The organism is Pseudomonas sp. CK-NBRI-02, assembly GCF_008124495.1.
In the GTDB taxonomy this organism is placed as follows: Bacteria; Pseudomonadota; Gammaproteobacteria; order Pseudomonadales; family Pseudomonadaceae; genus Aquipseudomonas; species Aquipseudomonas guariconensis.
Window position 1 is genome coordinate 28,131 of sequence record NZ_VSJH01000027.1, and the last position, 20,536, is coordinate 48,666.

Annotated in this window: 19 protein-coding genes; 8 read left to right on the forward strand and 11 right to left on the reverse strand. The window is 62.4% G+C overall.

From position 1 onward, the window contains the following. Window positions 1-70: 70 nt before the first annotated feature. Window positions 71-892 carry a BON domain-containing protein gene (locus tag DQ397_RS16825; RefSeq protein WP_043207740.1) on the reverse strand — a complete coding sequence of 274 codons (822 nt, stop codon included), beginning with the start codon at window positions 890-892 and terminating at the stop codon, window positions 71-73. Window positions 893-1,105: 213 nt separating this feature from the next. On the opposite strand from DQ397_RS16825, the gene algB reads away from it, so the two are divergent. Both algB and DQ397_RS16835 read left to right on the forward strand, forming a co-directional pair. Further along, the gene (gene algB / locus DQ397_RS16830; RefSeq protein ID WP_043207739.1) at window positions 1,106-2,452 is read left to right on the forward strand and encodes a sigma-54-dependent response regulator transcription factor AlgB; all 1,347 of its coding nucleotides are present in this window, start codon (window positions 1,106-1,108) and stop codon (window positions 2,450-2,452) included. After that, the gene (locus tag DQ397_RS16835) at window positions 2,449-4,227 is read left to right on the forward strand and encodes a KinB sensor domain-containing domain (RefSeq protein WP_043207737.1); all 1,779 of its coding nucleotides are present in this window, start codon (window positions 2,449-2,451) and stop codon (window positions 4,225-4,227) included. The genes algB and DQ397_RS16835 overlap by 4 nt, the downstream gene beginning before the upstream one ends. 116 nt (window positions 4,228-4,343) lie before the next feature. Here the strand turns inward: DQ397_RS16835 and DQ397_RS16840 are convergent, their stop codons facing one another. The 8 genes from DQ397_RS16840 to DQ397_RS16875 form a co-directional block, all read right to left on the reverse strand. Next, window positions 4,344-5,945: an EAL domain-containing protein gene (locus tag DQ397_RS16840; protein ID WP_043207735.1), complete on the reverse strand. Its 1,602-nt coding sequence runs from the start codon at window positions 5,943-5,945 to the stop codon at window positions 4,344-4,346. Window positions 5,946-6,046: 101 nt separating this feature from the next. Then, window positions 6,047-6,823: an N-acetylmuramoyl-L-alanine amidase gene (locus DQ397_RS16845; RefSeq protein ID WP_043207733.1), complete on the reverse strand. Its 777-nt coding sequence runs from the start codon at window positions 6,821-6,823 to the stop codon at window positions 6,047-6,049. Between the two features lie 81 nt (window positions 6,824-6,904). Further along, window positions 6,905-7,300, reverse strand: a complete 396-nt coding sequence (locus DQ397_RS16850) for a hypothetical protein (RefSeq protein WP_052352394.1) — start codon at window positions 7,298-7,300, stop codon at window positions 6,905-6,907. Window positions 7,301-7,396: 96 nt separating this feature from the next. Further along, entirely contained in the window at window positions 7,397-9,367 is a 1,971-nt protein-coding gene (locus DQ397_RS16855; RefSeq protein WP_043207731.1) for a GGDEF domain-containing protein, read from the reverse strand. Between the two features lie 28 nt (window positions 9,368-9,395). Then, window positions 9,396-10,250 carry an endonuclease/exonuclease/phosphatase family protein gene (locus DQ397_RS16860; RefSeq protein WP_043207730.1) on the reverse strand — a complete coding sequence of 285 codons (855 nt, stop codon included), beginning with the start codon at window positions 10,248-10,250 and terminating at the stop codon, window positions 9,396-9,398. 12 nt (window positions 10,251-10,262) lie between these two features. After that, window positions 10,263-10,895, reverse strand: a complete 633-nt coding sequence (dsbA, locus tag DQ397_RS16865) for a thiol:disulfide interchange protein DsbA (protein ID WP_043207728.1) — start codon at window positions 10,893-10,895, stop codon at window positions 10,263-10,265. Between the two features lie 186 nt (window positions 10,896-11,081). Further along, window positions 11,082-11,699 (reverse strand): cytochrome c, encoded by a 618-nt coding sequence (locus DQ397_RS16870; protein ID WP_043207726.1) that lies wholly within the window; start codon window positions 11,697-11,699, stop codon window positions 11,082-11,084. A 31-nt stretch (window positions 11,700-11,730) separates the two neighbouring features. Continuing rightward, window positions 11,731-12,033, reverse strand: a complete 303-nt coding sequence (locus DQ397_RS16875; protein ID WP_043207724.1) for a cytochrome c5 family protein — start codon at window positions 12,031-12,033, stop codon at window positions 11,731-11,733. Between the two features lie 208 nt (window positions 12,034-12,241). Here DQ397_RS16875 and yihA point away from each other — a divergent pair, with 208 nt between their 5' ends. Further along, window positions 12,242-12,871 (forward strand): ribosome biogenesis GTP-binding protein YihA/YsxC, encoded by a 630-nt coding sequence (gene yihA, locus DQ397_RS16880; protein ID WP_043207795.1) that lies wholly within the window; start codon window positions 12,242-12,244, stop codon window positions 12,869-12,871. 378 nt (window positions 12,872-13,249) lie between these two features. On the opposite strand, the gene polA is transcribed toward yihA, so the two are convergent. Continuing rightward, window positions 13,250-16,015 carry a DNA polymerase I gene (gene polA, locus DQ397_RS16885; protein ID WP_043207722.1) on the reverse strand — a complete coding sequence of 922 codons (2,766 nt, stop codon included), beginning with the start codon at window positions 16,013-16,015 and terminating at the stop codon, window positions 13,250-13,252. A 75-nt stretch (window positions 16,016-16,090) separates the two neighbouring features. Between polA and DQ397_RS16890 the strand changes: the two genes are divergently transcribed. Continuing rightward, window positions 16,091-16,378, forward strand: coding sequence for a DUF2782 domain-containing protein (locus tag DQ397_RS16890; protein WP_043207720.1), 288 nt, complete (start codon window positions 16,091-16,093; stop codon window positions 16,376-16,378). A gap of 69 nt (window positions 16,379-16,447) precedes the next feature. After that, window positions 16,448-17,398 carry a homoserine kinase gene (locus DQ397_RS16895; protein ID WP_043207718.1) on the forward strand — a complete coding sequence of 317 codons (951 nt, stop codon included), beginning with the start codon at window positions 16,448-16,450 and terminating at the stop codon, window positions 17,396-17,398. Window positions 17,399-17,510: 112 nt separating this feature from the next. Here the strand turns inward: DQ397_RS16895 and DQ397_RS16900 are convergent, their stop codons facing one another. After that, window positions 17,511-18,416: a zinc ABC transporter substrate-binding protein ZnuA gene (locus DQ397_RS16900; protein WP_043207716.1), complete on the reverse strand. Its 906-nt coding sequence runs from the start codon at window positions 18,414-18,416 to the stop codon at window positions 17,511-17,513. Between the two features lie 66 nt (window positions 18,417-18,482). Here DQ397_RS16900 and zur point away from each other — a divergent pair, with 66 nt between their 5' ends. Genes zur through znuB form a run of 3 tightly spaced genes read left to right on the forward strand, consistent with a single transcriptional unit; the run spans window position 18,483 to window position 20,513 of the window. Beyond that, entirely contained in the window at window positions 18,483-18,968 is a 486-nt protein-coding gene (gene zur, locus DQ397_RS16905) for a zinc uptake transcriptional repressor Zur (protein ID WP_043207713.1), read from the forward strand. Beyond that, window positions 18,965-19,738 (forward strand): zinc ABC transporter ATP-binding protein ZnuC, encoded by a 774-nt coding sequence (gene znuC, locus DQ397_RS16910; protein WP_043207710.1) that lies wholly within the window; start codon window positions 18,965-18,967, stop codon window positions 19,736-19,738. Before zur ends, znuC begins: the two co-directional genes overlap by 4 nt. Further along, window positions 19,731-20,513 carry a zinc ABC transporter permease subunit ZnuB gene (gene znuB / locus DQ397_RS16915; protein WP_043207707.1) on the forward strand — a complete coding sequence of 261 codons (783 nt, stop codon included), beginning with the start codon at window positions 19,731-19,733 and terminating at the stop codon, window positions 20,511-20,513. Before znuC ends, znuB begins: the two co-directional genes overlap by 8 nt. The last annotated feature ends 23 nt before the right edge of the window (window positions 20,514-20,536 follow it).

A 20,536-nucleotide genomic window follows, 5' to 3' on the forward strand; every position in this document is an offset into this window, starting at 1 on the left:
ATGGAACACCAAAGGCCATCAAGCACGTATCCTGCACGATGGCCTATCTGGGGTCGTGCGTTTTGCACGATCAACCCTCAACCTTGCTCGCGACTTTCAACAGGTCGGCATCCACGCCTCGCACGCCGATGATCTGCCGTGCCACCTCCACGGCAATGGTCTTCTGCTCGCTGCTGACGACCTCACCGGAAAGCCGGACCATGCCTTGTTCGCTCGCCACCTTTAGGTTCAGGCCGTCGAGGTTGCGGCTGTAGCGGTAACTGCTCTGGATCTTGTCGACGATCCAGTTGTCGCTGGGCTGCGGGCCGACCGGTGCATCCACGGGCTTCTCCCGCGCCTTGGCCATGGCGGCGCTGTCCAGGCTGACCAGGTTGTTGACCAGGTGCACCCCATCGGTGGTCCGCGCCAACACGCCTGCCAGCTCCTTGGCCTCGGCGCTGTCGACCTTGCCACGCAGGGTGACCACGCCCTCGCGGCTTTCCACTTCGATAGCTGCCTTTTCGGTAATACGGCTCCAGAGCAGCCGGGCTCGGATCACCGCTGCCAAGGTGGCGTCCTCCAGACGCTGGGCATAGGCACGCAGTTCAAGCGGCCGCTCGACCAGCGCCGGGTTTATCTGCAGTTGGTTGTCGACTTGCTCGATGCCGTGGGTGGCAAGCGCGACATGCTCGGCCAGCTGACGCTCGACATCGTTTTCCACCTCGCCGGTCAACCTGGCGTTCGCGCCATTGACTGTCACTTCGATGCGAAAGGGGTTGAGCACCCGGTTCAGCGACAGAGCTGTCTGCAGGGCGCCTTGCAGGCGCGCGTCCTGGACGGGATCGGCGAAAACCGGCGGCACGGCGGTCAGCATGCACGTCGTCAGCACCAGGATTCTCAGGGAAAAAGACATGTCAGCTCCTCCATCGGTGACATATAAAGAGAGAACCGTCGCAACCCCCATGCCAGTCCGCTGTCTTCTTTCTGAGCGCCTGCCCTGGCAGGGCCAGGAGGCAGGAAAGGCTATTGGCTAGCATGCAAAGGGCGGATTCCTTCAGAATTGACCATGCAACTTGCCCGATTTTTCCGACACTAATTGAGATCAATCCCGAAGGAGCGCAGGAAAATGGAATCAGCCCAGGACAACCAAGGCCGCATTCTGCTGGTGGATGACGAATCCGCGATCCTGCGAACCTTCCGTTATTGCCTGGAAGATGAAGGCTACAGCGTCGCCACGGCCAGCAGCGCCGCCCAGGCTGAAGCGTTGTTGCAACGCCAGGTGTTCGACTTGTGCTTTCTCGATCTACGCCTAGGCGAAGACAACGGCCTCGATGTCCTGGCGCAGATGCGCATTCAGGCACCGTGGATGCGCGTGGTCATCGTCACTGCCCATTCAGCGGTCGACACGGCGGTGGACGCAATCCAGGCCGGCGCTGCCGATTATCTGGTCAAACCCTGCAGCCCCGACCAACTGCGCCTGGCCACCGCCAAGCAGCTGGAGGTACGTCAGTTGTCCGCCCGCCTGGAAGCGCTCGAAGGCGAGGTGCGCAAACCCAAGGACGGCCTGGACTCCCACAGCCCGGCCATGATGGCGGTGCTGGAAACTGCCCGGCAGGTGGCAAGCACCGATGCCAACATTCTGATCCTGGGTGAGTCCGGTACCGGTAAAGGTGAACTGGCCCGCGCCATCCATGGCTGGAGCAAGCGAATGCGCAAGGCCTGCGTGACCATCAATTGCCCCTCGCTCAATGCCGAATTGATGGAAAGCGAGTTGTTCGGCCACACCCGCGGCGCCTTCACCGGGGCCAGCGAGAGCACCCTCGGCCGCGTCAGCCAGGCGGACGGCGGGACGTTGTTTCTCGATGAAATCGGCGACTTCCCTCTGACCCTGCAGCCCAAGCTGCTGCGGTTCATCCAGGACAAGGAGTACGAGCGGGTTGGCGATCCTGTCACCCGCCGCGCCGATGTACGTATCCTCGCGGCGACCAACCTCAACCTCGAAGAAATGGTTCGTGAAAGTCGCTTCCGCGAGGACTTGCTGTACCGCCTCAACGTCATCACCCTGCACCTGCCCCCCCTGCGTGAACGCAGCGAAGACATCCTCATGCTCGCCGAGCGCTTCCTGGCCCGCTTCGTCAAGGAATATGCCCGGCCCGCGCGAGTGTTCAGCGACGAGGCCCGCACGGCACTGCTCAACTACCGCTGGCCGGGCAACATCCGCGAACTGCGCAACGTAGTGGAGAGGGCGAGCATCATCTGTCCGCAGGAGCGCGTGGAAGTCAGCCATCTGGGCATGGCCGAGCCTCCCACCAGCAACGCACCACGCATCGGCGCCGCCCTGAGCCTGGACGAGCTAGAGCGCGCCCACATCGGCGCGGTGCTGGCGGCCAGCGATACCCTGGACCAGGCGGCCAAGACGCTGGGGATCGACGCCTCGACTCTGTACCGCAAACGCAAGCAGTACAACCTATGAAGTGGCCCATGAAGCTGCGCACGCGGCTTTTCCTGAGCATCTCGGCCCTGGTCACGGTCGCCTTGCTCGGCCTGCTGCTCGGGCTGGTCAGCGTGATGCAGATGGCTACAGTGCAACAGCGATTGGTGGGGGACACCACCCATACGCTGGAGATCGCCCTCAAGCTACGACAGAACCTTGGAGAGCAGTTGAAGCTCATCCTCGATGCGGACACCGACCCACGCAATCTGGTGACCCTGCAGGAAGACTTCCAATCCCTGCTCAACCAAGGCCTTGCCGAAGGCGGCGAGCGCACCGCCTTCAGCAAGGCCAGCAGCAATTACCAAGCCTTTCTCCAGGCCTACCGCGAAAGCGCGGCGCCCGCGCGCAGCATGGACACCGAGCAACCTTTGGGCGCCGCCTTCAATCAGGTCCGTACCGACCTGATCGATTCCCACAAGCAGGCCCTGGAGCGCATCACACGCAGCGAAGAACAAGCGCGCGACCGCGCCCTGCTGATCAGCGGCGTGCTCGGCTTGATGGGACTGTTGGTAGTGGTGCTCGGGTTCGTCACAGCGCACAACATCGCTCGCCGTTTCGGCCAACCCATCGAGGCCCTGGCCAAGGCCGCCGATCAGGTCGGCCAAGGCAATTTCGACGTCACCTTGCCAGTCACCCAGGCTACCGAGCTCAACCAGCTCACCCGGCGCTTCGGGTTGATGGCCGATGCCCTGCGCAAACACCAGGCCACCAACATCGATGAATTGCTGGCCGGCCAGCAGCGCCTGCAGGCCGTGCTCGACAGCATCGACGATGGTCTGCTGATCATCGACCGCCAAGGCCGCCTTGAACATTTGAACCCTGTGGCGCAACGCCAGTTGGGTTGGGACACCAGTCGAGTTGGAACGGGCCTTGCCGAAGCATTACAGCGCCCGGAGCTCGAGCCACAACTGCATCAGGTCTTGCGCGGCGGTAGCCTGGACCGACCGCCGGACGACCTGAGCATCGAGGTGGACGACGAAACCCGTCTGCTCACCTACAGCTTGACGCCGGTCAGCCACCCACAAGGGCCGATCCTTGGAGCCGTAATGGTGCTGCACGACGTCACCGAGCAGCGAGCGTTCGAGCGGGTGCGCAGTGAATTCGTCCTGCGGGCCTCCCACGAGCTGCGTACGCCGGTGACCGGCATGCACATGGCGTTTGGCCTGTTGCGAGAACGGGTGACGTTTCCACCCCAAGCGCGGGAGAACGACCTGTTGGACACCATCGGCGAGGAGATGCAGCGCCTGACCCAACTGATCAACGACCTGCTCAACTTTTCCCGCTACCAGAGCGGCCTGCAAAAGCTGGAGCTTTCGCCCTGCAGCATCGAAGAGCTACTCGAGCGTGCCCATTCACGCTTTGCCGAGCAGGCCGCGCAGAAGAACATCGAGCTGTTCATAGACGTCGAGCCCCCTCTACCACGCATCCCGGCAGACGCCGCGCAGCTGGACCGGGTGCTGGACAATCTGTTGCACAACGCGCTCCGTCATACCGCCAACGATGGGCGCATCCGGCTGCATGCGCGGCGGCATGCCGAACGAGTGATCATCGGGGTGGAGGACAACGGCGAAGGCATCGCCTATGGCCAGCAAGCCCGGATCTTCGAGCCCTTCGTCCAGGTCGGGCGCAAGAAAGGCGGAGCCGGTTTGGGCCTGGCGTTGTGCAAGGAGATCGTCCAGCTGCATGGCGGGCGGATGGGTGTGTATTCCCGTCCAGGGCAGGGGACGCAGTTCTACATGACCTTGCCCGTGTAGAACCTCCACCGTGGGCTGTGTGCTTCGCGAGTAACCTGCGCCCAGAGGATCCAGGCCGTTCTCGACAGCACCATTGAACTTGTAAGAGTGGGTTCACCCACAACGTTCGCCGCCGGCTATTTGCCTTTGCGCCGCTGACGGGTCACCAGTTCGGTGAACTGCCGGGCACTGAGCGGATGGGCAAACAGCCAGCCTTGCCCATAATTGACACCTTCGCTATTGAGTAACTCCGCCTGGTCCTCGCATTCGATCCCTTCGGCAATCACTCGCAGGTGCAGGGAGTGGGCCATGCGAATGATGTGCGGCGCCACGCCGCTGCTCGCAGCGTCATGCCCAAGCGCATCGATGAAAGCCTTGTCGATTTTCAGGCAGTCGACCGGGAGCGTCTGTAGGTAAGCCAGGCTGCAATAGCCTGTGCCAAAGTCGTCGATCAGGACCTGATGCCCCACCGCGCGCAAGGCCTGTAAATTGTCACGCGCCACCACCACATCGATCAGGCCCCGCTCGGTCACCTCGAAGGCGATCTGGCTGGCCGCCACCCGGTGATGCGCCAGCAATCGGGCCGCCACCCTTCCGATGCGGGGCACCATCACGTCACAGGCCGCCAGATTCACTGAGATGTACAGCGAAGGATTGGCCCGCAACAATTGGCCCAACTGCTCCAGCACCCGTTGCAACACGAAGTCCGTGATCTGACGGATCTGCCCAGTGTTTTCAGCCAACGGGATGAACAGATCGGGACTGGTCAGCGAGCCATCCGGTCTGAGCCAGCGCACCAAGGCCTCAGCACCGACGCAACGGCGACTGTCGAGCTCGAAAATCGGCTGATAAAGCACCTGCAGCTCGCCCCGACGCAAGGCGTTCTGCAGCTCCGAACTCATCGAGCGCCGTTGCAGAATCAATTGCAGCACCAGCCAGCCGACGCAACAGGCCAATACCAGGCTGCCCGGAAACAGCAGCCAGAGCATCCCGTTCATCTTCAGAGGCAGGCCCGCCCGAGGCGCGATCAACACCAACTGGTAGTCGGGCGAGTTGGTCGGCATGTGATAGAGCAACCAGTCGTTCTTCTCCAGCAACGACTGGTTCGGTGGCGGCGGCCATTCCACTGTCGGCGGAGGCCAGCGCTGGGGCGGGCCGAGCACGGGGATCGCCCGGGTACCATGGTCGAGCACGACCAGCACGCTGCCACCCGGCGGCAAGTCGACCACATCGGAAAGATGACCCCGCGAGGTAGATACCAGGAACTTGCCGCGCCCCAGCATCAAGGCGGCCAGGTTCTCGTTCGGCTCGGTGCTGGTGTTGAGCCAATAGCTGTAGGTGGGCCCCTGGATGTCCGGAGCACGAAGGGGTTCGAGGGTGCTCTCGGCGCCACGGCTGGAGCAGACTACCGCGCCGTCCACATAGGCGGCCTCATAGATGAATCGCGAACTCAAGCCGATCTGCTGCAAGGCCGCGACCATCGCCGCATCACAACCGCGCAGAGGTTGCGCCTGCAATTGGTCCACGCCTTCGCGCAACTGGCCGAAGATCTGTTCAAGGCGCTCCAGGAAACGCTCGCCCCGGGCGTTCATCTGTGCGCTTTCGTTTTGTTTCATCTGCTGCAGCGCGACACCAAAGCTTCCTGCGAGCAGCACGATTGCGCTGGAAAATGCGGCCAGCCCAGCCAGCATCCAGGGACGGTGGAAAATTTGACGCAGTGTCGCAAGGAAGGCTGACATCACAGGCATCCAGTTGATTACCAAGAGGTATAGCAACTCTGCGAGAAGTCAGCCTGCCCGTTTGGCGTATGACACCATCAGAAAGGTTTCGTTACCGTTACTCAGCGCGAGCGATTCAAGACTTGCAGCATCGCGGCGGTCTGTGCATCCGGCATGCCGTCGAAGCGCTGAGGACGGAAGCGCATCTGGAAGGCCGCGATCACATGGCGAGTGGCAACATCCAGCTCGCCGGTCTGCTCGATCGCATAACCGAATCGCGCCAGTTGCTGCTGATACCAGCTGATGGTCGGAGGATTGACGCTGAAATATGCCTGTTGTCGTGCAACGGCATTTGCGTCTGGCCAAACGCCAAGGCCGGCATCGGCGAGACGTTTCCACGGGAACAGCGGGCCTGGATCAAGCTTGCGCAGCGGCGCGATATCACTGTGGCCGATGATGTGCCGTGGCTCGATGTGATTGCGCTTGACGATATCCTTGAGCAACGCGATCAAGGCCTGGATCTGAGCCTCGCTGTAGGGGTGCCAGACGCGCCCGTTGGGTGTGTCGGTGTAGCCTGGGTTGACGATCTCGATGCCGATAGAGCTGGAGTTGAGCCAAGTACGCCCTTGCCATTGGCTGTCGCCGGCATGCCAGGCCCGGCGGTTTTCATCAACCAGTTGATAAACGGTGGCTGGCCCATCGCCGACCAGGTAATGGCTGCTGACCTCGCCATGGGTCAGCAAGGCCAAGGAGCGCTCCAGGGATGCGTTGGTGTAATGCAGGACGATGAACTGGATACGGCTGTCGTGGTTGACGGAAGGATGGTTACGGTCGATCCGCAGGCCGGTGGAGCAGCCAGCCACCATCAACAACATCAGCCCGGCAAAAAGCGTTTTCATGGGAGAGGGCACGTCAGTAAAGTAATCGGCAACAGCGCTACAGTATAACGTGCACTTCTCACTACAGCTCGAGAAACGCAATCACCGCGTGCACATCAAAAGAAACTCCAGGTCGTTGTCGCCACTGGGTCCTTTCTTGTCGACCAGCTGAGTCATCACGTCGACCTTTTCTGCCGAAGGCTTGCCCGTTACCTTGGCTTGTCCATGCAGCTGGCGATCGTAACTGCTGGCATCGATGGCAGAGACTGTGCAAAAGCCCGGGTCCTGCCGCACAACCTGCTTGTTCAACTTCAGCTTGTACAAGCTGAAGTAGTTGGGCTGGGGCTGATGGGTGATGTCGGAGATCCATTTCGGGGACTGCCGCAACAACGTGCCATCCGCCGCCACATGAGCGGTAAACACATGTTCTTTGGCCATTGCGGTCGTCTGCACGGCCAGCACCATGGCAAACACGGCCAATCCGTTGAGTGCTTTCATCTGCTATTTCCTGTTCGATCAAGGGGCCGAAACCTGTCCATCAGGTTTCCGGTCGACCATTGTCAGCACCCGGGTCGCAGTGAATGCGGTAAATAATTATGCCTGCTCCACGCGATTGCGGCCCTGATCCTTGGCTCGGTACAGCGCGTCGTCCGCGCGCTTGAGCACCTGGTCGCCTCGCTCGCCAGAGCGGAAAGCGCTCAGGCCGATAGAGGTGGTGATCACCACCCGCTCGCCCTTGAAGTGGAACGGGCAGGCCTCGACGGCCGCTCGCAAGGTCTCGGCCAGCTTGAGGCCGACAGCAGGCGAGGTCTGCGGCAGCAGCACGACAAACTCTTCGCCGCCAAACCGGGCGATGAAATCCTGCCCTCGCAGACGCTTGCGCAACTGGTCGGCGACGATCTTGAGGACCTTGTCGCCAGCCAGGTGACCATAGTTGTCGTTGATCCGCTTGAAGTGGTCCAGGTCGAGAATAGCCATCAGCAGATGCCCGCCGTGGGCCTGCCAGTGCTGGACCTCCCGCTCGACGCGCTCCGACCAGGCCGCACGATTGGGCAGCCCCGTGAGGGGGTCGAGCAGGGCTTTCTGGCGCTGTTCCTCCAGGTGTTCGCGATAACCGAGGGCTTCCTGCTCCATGTTCGCCACTCGATCGGCCAGGCCCTTCAAGCGGTCCGCCAGCTCCTGCTCACGACGATCGCGCTCATGCTGGTGCTCATCCATGGTGTTCAGCAAGCCTTCGAGGCGGTTCTCCAGGATGAGCTTGAGGCTGTCCACGTCCGCGGCGCCCTGCACACTGCTTTGCAGGCCATCGACCTGCTCACGCAACTGGTTGTCCAGTTCACGCGCGGCGCAGCTGTTGTCGGCATGCCCGGCACTGGCCTCTTGCAGGTGGCTCTGGAAGGTTTCCAGGCGCCCGTTGAGCTGTTGCAGGTAGGCTTCGAATTCATGCTGGCCGCTGTCGGTGATGGCCAGCATAAGCACGGCCAAGTCATCGAGCACCGGAATCAGCTCGTACCAGTTCAACCCACGCGATACCCGCTCGCGCATGGCCAACGCCTGTGCCTTATGGCGCTCCGGTAGGCTCAGGTCGTCGAGCAGGCCGATCAGCGTCTGCTCGATATGCGCCGCGACGGTGCTGTAGGGGGGTTCCACAGCGTCAGGGAGGGCATACGGGCCTTCTGCTTCCAATGTGCTTTGCACATGAGCAAGCTCTTGCTCCGCGACGACGGCAGACGCGTCGGCAGGCTCGATTTCAATGGGTGACGACGAAACCGCCTCAGGGCTTTCAGGCAGCGGCAGGGTTTCCAGCGCTCCTTCGTGCGGGCGAGGCGCGTCGGTACCGCTCAGCTCAGCTACTTCGACGTCCGTTTCAGGGGGCAGCGCATCGTCATCGCGCTCAGCAGCCTGCCCAGGGTCTATCTGCGGTTGCGCCAAGGGATGCAGTTCATCCACATCGGCCAGCGCCGCTGGTTCGGCCAGCGTTTTTTCGAGGACCTCGGCAGGCCTGGCTTCAGCAAGCTGGGTGGCCGGCTCCAGGTCCGCCTCGCGGCCGCCGAACAGCCGCTGGAGGAATCCTGGTCGCGGTTCTTCATCGGGCCTTTGCAGCAAGCTCAGGGCGCGACCCTGCAGGCCGCTCAGCTCGCCCAGCAGCGGCGGCAGCTCTCGGGACTGGCTAACCCCACCATCGAGTTTCTTTGAAAGTTTCTTCAGGGGCCGGGCGATATCACCGGGCAAGGGCAAGCGCTGCAGTTGCTCGACCAGCGAGGTCAGGGCTTCGCTGACCTGCGTCATGCGAGTCTCGCGGCGCTGCTCGGAGTCCAGCACGGCTTTTTCCAAGCGTGGCAACAGGCCCGCAAGCCCCGCGTCCATGTTGTCGCTGCGAATGACCTCGCGCATTTCCTTCATGCACTGGTCGACTGTCTTGTCGCTGCCCTCGGCCGCCAAGGTGCTGCGCACCAGGCCGCGACGCAGCAGATCGAGACGAGCTTCCCAACGGCGCTCCAGCTTCTCTTGCTGTTCGATGCTTTTGAGGTACTTCTCTTTCCAGCGCTCGCCTTCGTCTGTCATGCCTGGATCCGCAAACCGGTGATAGCAATCAGCCCAAAGCCGGCAGCGTATCCACAGTCAGTGCATCAGGCAAACGAATCTCGACGGCAACCGGAAGGTGGTCGGAAATTGGCTGGGCCAGCACCTCGACCCGTTCCAGGGTCAGGCTCGGGCTGAGCAGGATGTGATCCAGACAGCGCTGGGGGCGCCAGCTGGGAAAGGTGGCCTCGACCTGCGGCGCGATGAGGCCCAGATCGCGAAGGGGCGAATGCTCGAGCAGGTCATTGGCATGGGTGTTCATGTCGCCCATGAGCACCTGATGGCGGTAGCCGCCGATCAACTCGCGGACATACGCCAATTGCCGGGCCCGTGTCTTGGCGCCGAGCGCCAGGTGCATCATCACCACGATCAGGGCGTCTTCGCCTTCGCCAAAACGTACCAGGATCGCACCTCGACCGGCTGGGCCAGGCAGGGGGTGATCTTCGAGATGCTGTGGCTTGAGGCGGCTGAGCACGCCGTTGCTGTGCTGGGCGAAACGCCCGAGGTTGCGGTTGAGCTGCTGGTACCAGTACGGAAATGCCCCGAGCTGGGCCAGATGTTCGACCTGATTGATGTAACCCGAGCGCAGGCTGCCGCCATCGGCTTCCTGCAAGGCCACCAGATCGAAGTCACCGAGCAGTTCGCCGATCCGCTGCAGGTTGCCGGCCCGCCCATTGTGCGGCAACAGGTGCTGCCAGCTGCGGGTCAGGTAGTGCCGATAGCGCTCGGTGCTGATACCGACCTGGATATTGAAGCTGAGCAGGCGCAGTCGCCCATCCGCCGGCAAGCCTGATGCCTGCAGGTGATGCTCGTTGACCTGCGGTTGCCGCAGGCCAACCAGGCGTGTGGAGCGAAAGCGGCTCATGGGCAACGCCGCTTATTTAGCGGCGCGCTCCTTGGCGATCAGCTGGTCGGCGACATCCAGCACGCCTTCCGGCCCGCCGGCGGTACCCAGGTCGAAGCGGTACTTGCCGTTGACGACCATGCTCGGCACGCCAGTGATTTCGTACTTCTTCGCCAGGTCCTTGGCCTGCTGCACCTGGCCCTTGATGGCGAACGAGTTGAAGGTGGCGAGGAACTTGTCTTTATCCACGCCCTGGGTGGCGAGGAAGTCGGCCATTTCTTCAGGCTTGGTCAGGCGCATGCGCTTGTTCTGGATGGCATCGAAGACCGCGGCATGGACGTTGTGCTCGACGCCCATGGCCTCGAGGGTCAGGAACATCTGACCGTGGGCATCCCAGGGGCCGCCGAACATGGCGGGCACGCGCTTGAAGTTGACGTCGGCCGGCAGTTTCTCAGCCCATGGATTGATGGTCGGTTCGAAGTGGTAGCAGTGCGGGCAGCCGTACCAGAACAATTCGACGACTTCGATCTTGCCCGGGACGGAAACAGGAACGGGGTTGCTCAGCTCGAAATACTGCTGACCTTCGACAGGCTCCGCGGCCTGTACGGCGGTCACTCCGAATACGCTGGCGGCGACCAGCGCAGCGCTGAGAATCAGTTTACGCATGCTTTACTCCTGAGCAGTCATTGGTCGCCTCGACGCGACCGGTAGCTAAGACCGGTCGGGAAGGGCTCGGGTTCTGTAGTGTAACGGCTATGGACAGAAAAAAGGGCGGTCCAGGCCGCCCTTTCATCTTTGCCAGGCAGCATTAACCGAACGTTAATGCGCAGGGCCTGCGAGGGCCTACAGGGTTCAGTGCAAGCCCTGGATGTAACTGGCCAAGGCCTCGATGTCCTTGTTGCTCAGCTTGCCTGCGATCGAACGCATGGTCATGGCATCACCGTCATTGGTGCGGTTGCCTTCGCGGAAGTCGGTGAGCTGCTTGGCCACGTACTGGGCGTGCTGGCCCCCCAAGTGCGGGAAGCCCGCCAGGGCGATGCCTGCGCCATTGGGCGAATGGCAACCGGTGCAGGCCGGCATGCCTTTCTCCAGGTCGCCACCGTTGAACAGCGCGCGGCCACGCTCGACCAGCTTGGGATCAGCCGCACCGACACTGCCCTTCTGGCTTGAGAAGTAGGCGGCGATATCGGCCAGGTCCTGATCGTTGAAGTTGGTCAGCATGCCGGTCATCTCCAGCACGGTACGCTTGCCGGACTTGATATCGTGCAGCTGTTTTTCGAGATAGCGCTGGCCTTGGCCGGCAAGTTTGGGGAAGTTCGGCGCCAGGCTGTTGCCGTCAGGGTTGTGGCAGGCTCCACAGACGGCTGTCTTGGCCTGACCGGCAGCAGCATCGCCTTTGATGGGTTCCGCAGCATTGGCCGCACCTGCGACACCCATGGTCAACAGCAGACTCACGAATAGTTTGTTCATCAGCTAATCCAACACGGCTAGGGGTGAAATGTTATGTATCGGGACTGTCGCTCATCCAGAGGATGACAGACCGGTAGTCCTCGGTACTGCAGTCCATGCACAATCCACGCGGCGGCATAGCCTTGAAACCCTGGGTAACATGCGCCACCAATACGTCCATACCTTGCGCAAGCCTCGGATTCCACGCTGCCCGATCACCCCGCTGGGGGGCCTGTGGCAATTGCCCGGCATGACAGGCCGCACACGTGCGGTTGTACAACGCCTCGGGATCCTGTGTAGCCTGAGCGCTTAAAAACGGCAGGAACATACCGACAGCAAGCAGCCATTTCGCCATGCGCAACGACCTTTCAGGGTTGGGGGCCGCGCTGCGTTCTAATGCGCGAGCTATTGTTCGACACCCCATGCACATCATCCTACGCCGGGATAATGCGCACACAAAAACTGGGGCATTATATACTTCCGCCATCCAAACGGAAACGACACAGCTTGCCGCGCCCGGCGCCTGAATGGCTGGCCTTGGCAACACCCATATCGGATATCCCATGCAAGTCAAAAACCCCATCCTCGGCCTCTGCCAGAAAGCCAAATTCGCCCTTAGCGCCGCCAAGGTCGAACAATGCCCTCAAGACCAGGGTTACGAGGTGGCTTTCGCCGGTCGTTCCAACGCCGGCAAATCCAGCGCCCTCAATACCCTGACCCATGCCAGCCTGGCGCGTACCTCCAAGACCCCCGGGCGCACCCAACTGTTGAATTTCTTCAGTCTGGACGATGAACGGCGTTTGGTCGACCTGCCAGGCTACGGATATGCAAAAGTCCCGATCCCACTCAAGCAGCACTGGCAGCATCACTTGGAAGCCTACCTGGGCAGCCGTGAGTGCCTGCGCGGAGTGATCCTGCTGATGGATGTGCGTCACCCGATGACTGATTTCGACAAGATGATGCTCGACTGGTCCAAGGCCAGCGCCATGCCAATGCACATCCTGCTCACCAAGGCCGACAAGCTCACCTTTGGCGCGGCCAAGAACACGCTGCTCAAGGTGCAGTCGGAAATCCGCAAGGGCTGGGGCGATGGGGTGACCATCCAGTTGTTCTCGGCCCCCAAGCGCCTCGGGCTCGAGGAAGCCTACGGCGTGTTGGCCGAGTGGATGGAGCTGGAAAACAAGCCCGCCTGAGGACAAGGCCGTGTCCGGTGGGAGCGTACGCTTGATACCCGATGGCGGGTAAAGCCGCTCCCACAGCGCCAGGCGCAAGTTGGTCGCCAAATTCCAGGCAAAAAAAACCCCGGACTTCGTATGGGGAGGGGGAAGTTCGGGGTTCAAGTCCGGACCGCTAGGGCGGGGTCCGGGTATCTGCCAACACTTAACACAACATAGGAGCATCGAAAGGCTTCACCAGCCATTCAGTTACTTTGAGTCCCGCTTCACCGGTTTAGTTCCAAGGCCCTGAAAACTATTTGCGATAGTTTCATGAAACCTCAGAACCGCCAGCGCTGAACCGACAATGGATCCACGACTCTCGCCACACATCCTATCCTGCTTGCCCTGCTCGATTCAGTGAGCTTCGTCCCAATTCGAGCCAATGCCCACTTCCACCAGCAGCGGCACATCCAGCTGCGCGGCATTGCTCATGTAGGGACGGATCTGCTCCCGTACCTGTTCGACCAAGTCCTCACGCACCTCCAGCACCAGTTCATCGTGGACCTGCAGGATCACACGTGCATCCAGGCCGCTATCGGTCAGCCAGTTATCCACAGCCACCATGGCGCGCTTGATGATGTCCGCCGCGGTGCCCTGCATCGGCGCGTTGATCGCGGTGCGCTCGGCACCCTTGCGCAGCGCCGGGTTCTTCGCGTTGATGTCCGGCAAATACAGGCGGCGACCGAACAAGGTTTCGACGAAGCCCTGCTCGGCGGCCTGGGCGCGAGTGCGCTCCATGTAGGCCAATACGCCAGGGTAGCGGGCGAAATAGCGGTCGATATAGTCCTGGGACTGCTTGCGATCGACACCGATCTGCTTGGCCAGGCCAAAAGCGCTCATGCCGTAGATCAGGCCAAAGTTGATGGCCTTGGCACTTCGACGCTGGTCGTTGGTGACTTGCTCCAGCGGCACGCCGAAAACCTCCGCGGCGGTAGCCCGGTGCACGTCCAGGTCGTTGCGGAAGGCATGCAGCAGCCCTTCGTCCTTGGCCAGATGGGCCATGATGCGCAGTTCGATCTGTGAATAGTCGGCCGCCAGCAGCTTGTAGCCGGGGCTGGCGACGAACGCCTGACGAATCCGCCGGCCTTCGGCAGTGCGCACCGGAATGTTCTGCAGGTTCGGGTCGCTGGACGACAGGCGCCCGGTGGCGGCCACAGCCTGCTGGTAGGAGGTGTGGATCCGGCCGGTGCGCGGGTTGATCTGCTCTGGCAGCTTGTCGGTATAGGTGCTCTTGAGCTTGCTCAGGGAACGGTATTCCATCAGTACCGTAGGCAGTGGGTAATCCTGCTCGGCCAGTTCAGCCAGCACCGCTTCGGCCGTGGAGGGCTGGCCCTTGGCGGTCTTGCTCAGCACCGGCATGCCCAGCTTGTCGTAGAGAATCACACCCAACTGCTTGGGCGAGCCCAGGTTGAATTCCTCGCCTGCAAGCGCGAAGGCTTCACGCTCGAGCTCGGCCATCTTCACGCCCAGCTCACCGCTCTGCACCTTGAGCAGCTCGGCATCGACCAATGCCCCTTGGCGTTCGATCTTGGCCAGCACCGGCACCAGAGGCATCTCGATGTCCATCAAAACCGGCTGCACGCTGGGGGTCTTGGCCAGACGCTCCTGCAGGGCGTGGTGCAGGCGCAGGGTGATATCGGCGTCCTCGGCCGCGTAAGGGCCGGCCTTTTCCAGCGGGATCTGGTTGAAGGTCAGCTGCTTTGCGCCTTTACCGGCAATGTCCTCGAACGCGATGGTGCTGTGATCCAGGTACTTGAGCGCCAGGCTGTCCATGTCGTGGCGGGTGGCGGTCGAATCCAGCACGTAGGATTCGAGCATGGTGTCGTAGGTCACGCCGCGCATCTGGATGCCCTGCGCCGGGTCGCCGCCCAGGGCACAGTTGGCCAGGATATTGATGTCGTACTTGGCGTTCTGACCGATCTTGCCCTTGGCCGGGTCTTCCAGCAGCGGCTTGAGCGCCAACAATACGCTGTCGCGGTCCAGTTGCGTCGGAGCGCCCTCGTAGTCATGGGCCAGCGGCACATAGGCAGCCTCATGCGGCTCGACCGCGAACGACAGGCCGACCAGCTTCGCCTGCTGTGCGTCCAGGCTGGTGGTCTCGGTGTCGAAGGCGAACAACGGCGCCTGGCGCAGCTTGTCGAGCCAGACGTCGAAGCGCGCCTGGTCGAGAATGGTTTCGTACTTGGGCTCGATCTTGGCCTGCGACGCAGGGGGCGGTGCGACCACGTCACCGACCTGGGCCGCATCGCGCTGAACCTCGGCGATCCAGCTCTTGAACTCCATCTCGGTATAGAGCGCCAGCAATGCGTCACGGTCCGGCTCGCCGCACACCAGCGCCTCGACTTCGATGTCCAGCGGCACATCGACCTTGATGGTCGCCAACTCGTAGGACAGGAACGCCGCCTCGCGGTGCTCCTCGAGCTTGGCCGGCAGGCCCTTGGCGCCACGAATCGGCAGCCCCGGTACCTTGTCGAGATTGGCGTACAAGTCGCTCAGGCCGCCACCGATACCCGTCAGCAAGCCGACCGCGGTCTTTTCGCCAACCCCCGGCACACCGGGGATGTTATCGACCTTGTCGCCCATCAGCGCGAGGAAGTCGATGATGTGCTCGGGACCGACACCGAATTTCTCGTGCACGCCAGCGACGTCCAGCACGCTACCGGTCATGGTATTGACCAGCGTAATGTGCCCGTCCACCAATTGCGCCATGTCCTTGTCGCCGGTCGAGATGATCACTGGCCGATTCAAGGCCGCGCTGCTGCGCGCCAGGGTGCCGATGACATCGTCGGCTTCGACACCTTCGACACACAGCAGGGGATAGCCCAAGGCCCTGACGCTGGCATGCAGCGGCTCGATCTGCACCCGCAGATCATCAGGCATGCTCGGGCGATTGGCCTTGTATTCGGCGAACATGGCATCGCGGAACGTGCCTCCCTTGGCGTCGAAGACCACCGCGAAGAGGCTGTCCGGATACTGCTTGCGCAGGCTCTTGAGCATGTTCAGCACACCCTTGACCGCACCCGTGGGCATGCCCTTTGAGGTGGTCAGCGGCGGCAGCGCATGAAAGGCGCGGTAGAGGTAGGAGGAACCGTCCACCAGGACGAGGGGCGCTTGGCTCATGAGGAGAATCAACCTTTTCGGCAGGTCCGGCGCTAGAATAGCGGGAACAATTGACGACAAAGGGACAAGGTTATCATGCGTACACTCAATCGCCTGTTACTGCTCGGTCTGTTGGCCACCATGCCAGTCGTCACCCTGGCGGCGGAAGACGCCCCATCGGCAGATCCCGATGTAACCATTCGCACGGAAGGCGACAAAACCATCCAGGAGTACCGGCAGAACGGTTTCCTGTATGCGATCAAGGTGACGCCCAAGCACGGCAAGCCTTATTTCCTGGTACGCGCCGATGGCTCCGAAGGTAACTTCATTCGATCCGACCAGCCGGACATGCTGATTCCGTCCTGGAAGATCTTCGAGTGGTAATCTGAGGCGTATCGTTCACATCAACCAGGCACTTCCGGGTGGAAGTGCCCGCATGGGCTTCTTTTCATCATGTCAGTCTTCACCCCTGTGACCCGGCCTGAGCTGGAAACCTTTCTGGCGCCGTATGAGCTGGGCCGCTTGCTCGACTTCCAGGGCATCGCCGCCGGCACCGAGAACAGCAATTTCTTCGTCAGCCTGGAGCAGGGGGAATTCGTCCTGACGCTGATCGAGCGCGGGCCAGCCGAGGACATGCCGTTCTTCATCGAATTGCTCGATGTGCTGCACGATGCCGACATGCCAGTGCCCTACGCCCTGCGCGACCGCGACGGCAATGCCCTGCGCGAACTGTGCGGCAAGCCCGCGCTGCTGCAGCCACGGCTGTCGGGCAAGCACATCAAGGCGCCGAACAACCAGCACTGCGCCCAGGTCGGCGAGTTGCTGGCGCATATCCACCTGGCCACCCGCGAGCACATCATCGAGCGTCGCACCGACCGCGGCCTGATCTGGATGCTCGAGGCCGGGGCCGAGCTGATGCCAGGCCTGGATACCGGGCAGGGCCAGATGCTGCAGGCTGCGCTGAACGAGATCGACGCGCACAAAGCGCAGATCCTGGCCTTGCCACGGGCCAACCTGCACGCCGACCTGTTCCGCGACAACGTGATGTTCGAAGGCACGCACCTGACCGGCGTGATCGACTTCTACAACGCCTGTTCGGGGCCGATGCTGTATGACATCGCCATCACCGTGAACGACTGGTGCCTGGATGAAGCCGGAGGCATCGATGTGCCACGCGCCCAAGCGCTGCTGGCCGCCTATGCTGCACTGCGTCCGTTCACCGCTGCCGAAGCCGAGTTGTGGCCGGTCATGTTGCGCGTGGCATGCGTGCGGTTCTGGCTGTCGCGCCTGATCGCGGCCCAGGCGTTTGCCGGAATGGACGTGATGATCCACGACCCGAGCGAGTTCGAGGTGCGCCTGGCGCACCGTCAGCAAGTGGCACTGGGACTGCCGTTCGCCCTCTGACCTCGTCTGCTTCTTCGCGGGTTAGCCCGCTCCCAACAGCATCAGCGCCAGCCTTGAAAGGTGGCGCTATCCCTGTAGGAGCGGGTTTTCCCGCGAAAACGCCTCCATCGATTCACAGCTGCTCCAGGCACCCCGTCAGCTCATTGCCCAGCTTCTCCAGCAACCGCTCATAGCCTTTGGCATCCACAGGATCGTTCCCTCCCAAGGCATCGAGCTCGGCCAGACGCACCGGCAGACCAGCCGTCAGTGTTTCGGCCAAGCGCGGGCGCAGTGGCGGCTCACTGAACACACAGGTCTTGCCCACTTCCTGCAGGCGTTTGCGCATGGCAGCGACATGCTGCGCGCCCGGCTGTACCTCGGCGGCCACATTGAACACACCGGTGTGCTTGAGGCCATATGCCGCCTCGAAGTAATCGAAAGCCTCATGGAACACGAAGTACGGCTTGCCTTCGACACCTGCTACCCGGGCCTTGATGCGCAGGTCCAAGGCATCCAGACGGTCGATGAAGGCCTTGAGGTTGGCCTGGTAACGAGCGGCATTCGTCGGATCGGTGGCGGCCAGGTCGCTGGCCATCTTCGCCGCGATCACCCGCGCGTTGGCCGACGACAGCCACAAGTGCGCATCCAGGCTGCCCGGGCGGTGGTCATGATCATGGTCATCGCCGTCATCCTCATGGGCATGGCTGTCCTCGCCAAAATGGCGCAGGTGCATGCCTTGGAGCGACTGCACCGCAACGCTAGGCTTGGTACGGCCGTTGATCACCCGGGGCAGGAAGCTTTCCATGTCCGGGCCGATCCAATACAAAAGGTCAGCATTGGCCACGCGCCGCACATCGGAAGGGCGCAAGGCATAGTTATGCGGCGAAGCGCCCGGCGGCAGCAACACATCCGGGCTGCCAACGCCGTCCTGGACCGCCGCGGCGATCTGCTGCAATGGTTTGATACTGGTCAACACGCGCACCTCGGCGTGGGCCGAGAAGGCGAGGAAAGCGACAAAAAGGGCAAGCAATCGGGACACGGTGAGTACTCGGCGGGCCAGAAAGAGGTAACATAATAACGTCTCTGTCCAGAACCGTCGCCACCCATGTCCATCACGCCGCTGGCCAACCGTCCTCATGATCATTCCCACTGCGTGCACAGTGCACTGGCCGAGGCCGACGCCCTGTGCACACGCCAGGGCCTGCGCCTGACCGCCTTGCGCCGCCGGGTGCTGGAACTGGTCTGGCAGAGCCACAAGCCGCTGGGTGCCTACGACATCCTGGCCGTGCTGAGCGAACAGGACGGCCGCCGCGCTGCACCGCCGACCGTGTACCGCGCCTTGGATTTTCTTTTGGAAAACGGCCTGGTCCACCGCATCGCCTCGCTCAATGCCTTCATCGGCTGCAGCCACCCCGAGCACGTGCATCAGGGCCAGTTCCTGATCTGCCGCGCCTGCCATGTGGCCATCGAGCTCGAACAGCAAAGCATCAGCGAGGCCATCATCACCAGCGCCAAGGGCGTAGGCTTCACCGTCGAAACGCAGACCGTCGAAGTGGTCGGCCTGTGCGGCAGCTGCCGGGGGCAGGCATGAGCGACGCGTTGATCCGCCTCGAACAGGTCGGCGTCACCTTTGCCGGCGAATCGGTGCTCGACAGCATCGACCTGTCGGTGGCGCCTCGCCAGATTGTCACCCTCATCGGCCCCAACGGCGCCGGCAAGACCACGCTGGTGCGCGCCGTGCTCGGCCTGCTCAAACCGCACCGTGGCAAGGTCTGGCGCAAGCCTCGGCTGCGTATCGGCTACATGCCGCAAAAGATCCAGGTCGACCCCACCCTGCCACTGTCGGTGCTGCGCTTCCTGCGCCTGGTACCGGGAGTGGACCGCGCCGCGGCGCTAGCGGCCTTGCAGGAAGTCGGTGCCGAACAGGTGATCGACAGCCCGATCCAGACCATCTCCGGCGGCGAGATGCAGCGTGTGCTGCTGGCTCGTGCGCTGCTACGCGAACCGGAGTTGCTGGTGCTCGATGAACCCGTGCAAGGCGTGGATGTGGCCGGCCAGGCCGAGCTGTACAGCTTGATAACCCGCCTGCGCGACCGCCACGGTTGCGGCGTGCTGATGGTCTCCCACGACCTGCACCTGGTCATGAGCACCACCGACCAGGTGGTGTGCCTGAACCGCCACGTGTGTTGTTCCGGGCATCCGGAGCAGGTCAGCGGCGATCCGGCGTTCGTCGAACTGTTCGGCCAGAACGCCCCGAGCCTGGCCATCTACCATCACCATCACGATCACCGCCACGACCTGCACGGCTCGGTGATCGCCCCTGGCGCCCACGTTCATGGAGAGCACTGCAAGCATGGCTGATTTTCTTCTCTACGCCCTGCTCGCAGGCTTGTCCCTGGCCCTGGTGGCCGGCCCCTTGGGATCGTTCGTCGTCTGGCGGCGCATGGCTTATTTCGGCGATACCCTGTCCCACGCGGCATTGCTTGGAGTCGCCCTGGGCCTGGCGCTGGATGTCAGCCCTGCCCTGGCGGTGACCGTCGGCTGCCTATTGCTGGCGATCCTGCTGGTCACCCTGCAACAACGCCAGCCGCTGGCCTCCGACACCCTGCTCGGCATCCTGGCACCGAGTACGTTGTCCCTGGGGCTGGTGGCACTGAGTTTCATGCACGACGTGCGCATCGACCTGATGGCCTACCTGTTTGGCGATCTGTTGGCCATCAGCCCCACCGACTTGGCCTGGATCCTGGGCGGCAGCGTCGTGGTCCTGCTGTTGCTCGCGGCCTTGTGGCGTCCGCTGCTGGCCGTGACCGTACATGAGGAACTGGCGATGGTCGAAGGCTTGCCGGTGGCGAGCCTGCGCCTGGCCTTGATGCTGTTGATTGCCGTGGTCATCGCCGTGGCCATGAAGATCGTCGGTGTACTGCTGATCACCTCGCTGCTGATCATTCCCGCCGCTGCGGCACAGCGTCACGCCCGCTCACCGGAGCAGATGGCCCTGGGCGCCAGCCTGTTAGGCGTGGTCGCCGTCTGTGGCGGGCTGGCGATGTCATGGTTCAAGGACACCCCGGCCGGCCCGTCGATCGTGGTGTGCGCCGCGGTGCTATTCTTGCTGAGCCTGGCGTTGCCCAAGCGCTGAAAATTTAAGGATGCGCGCAGGTG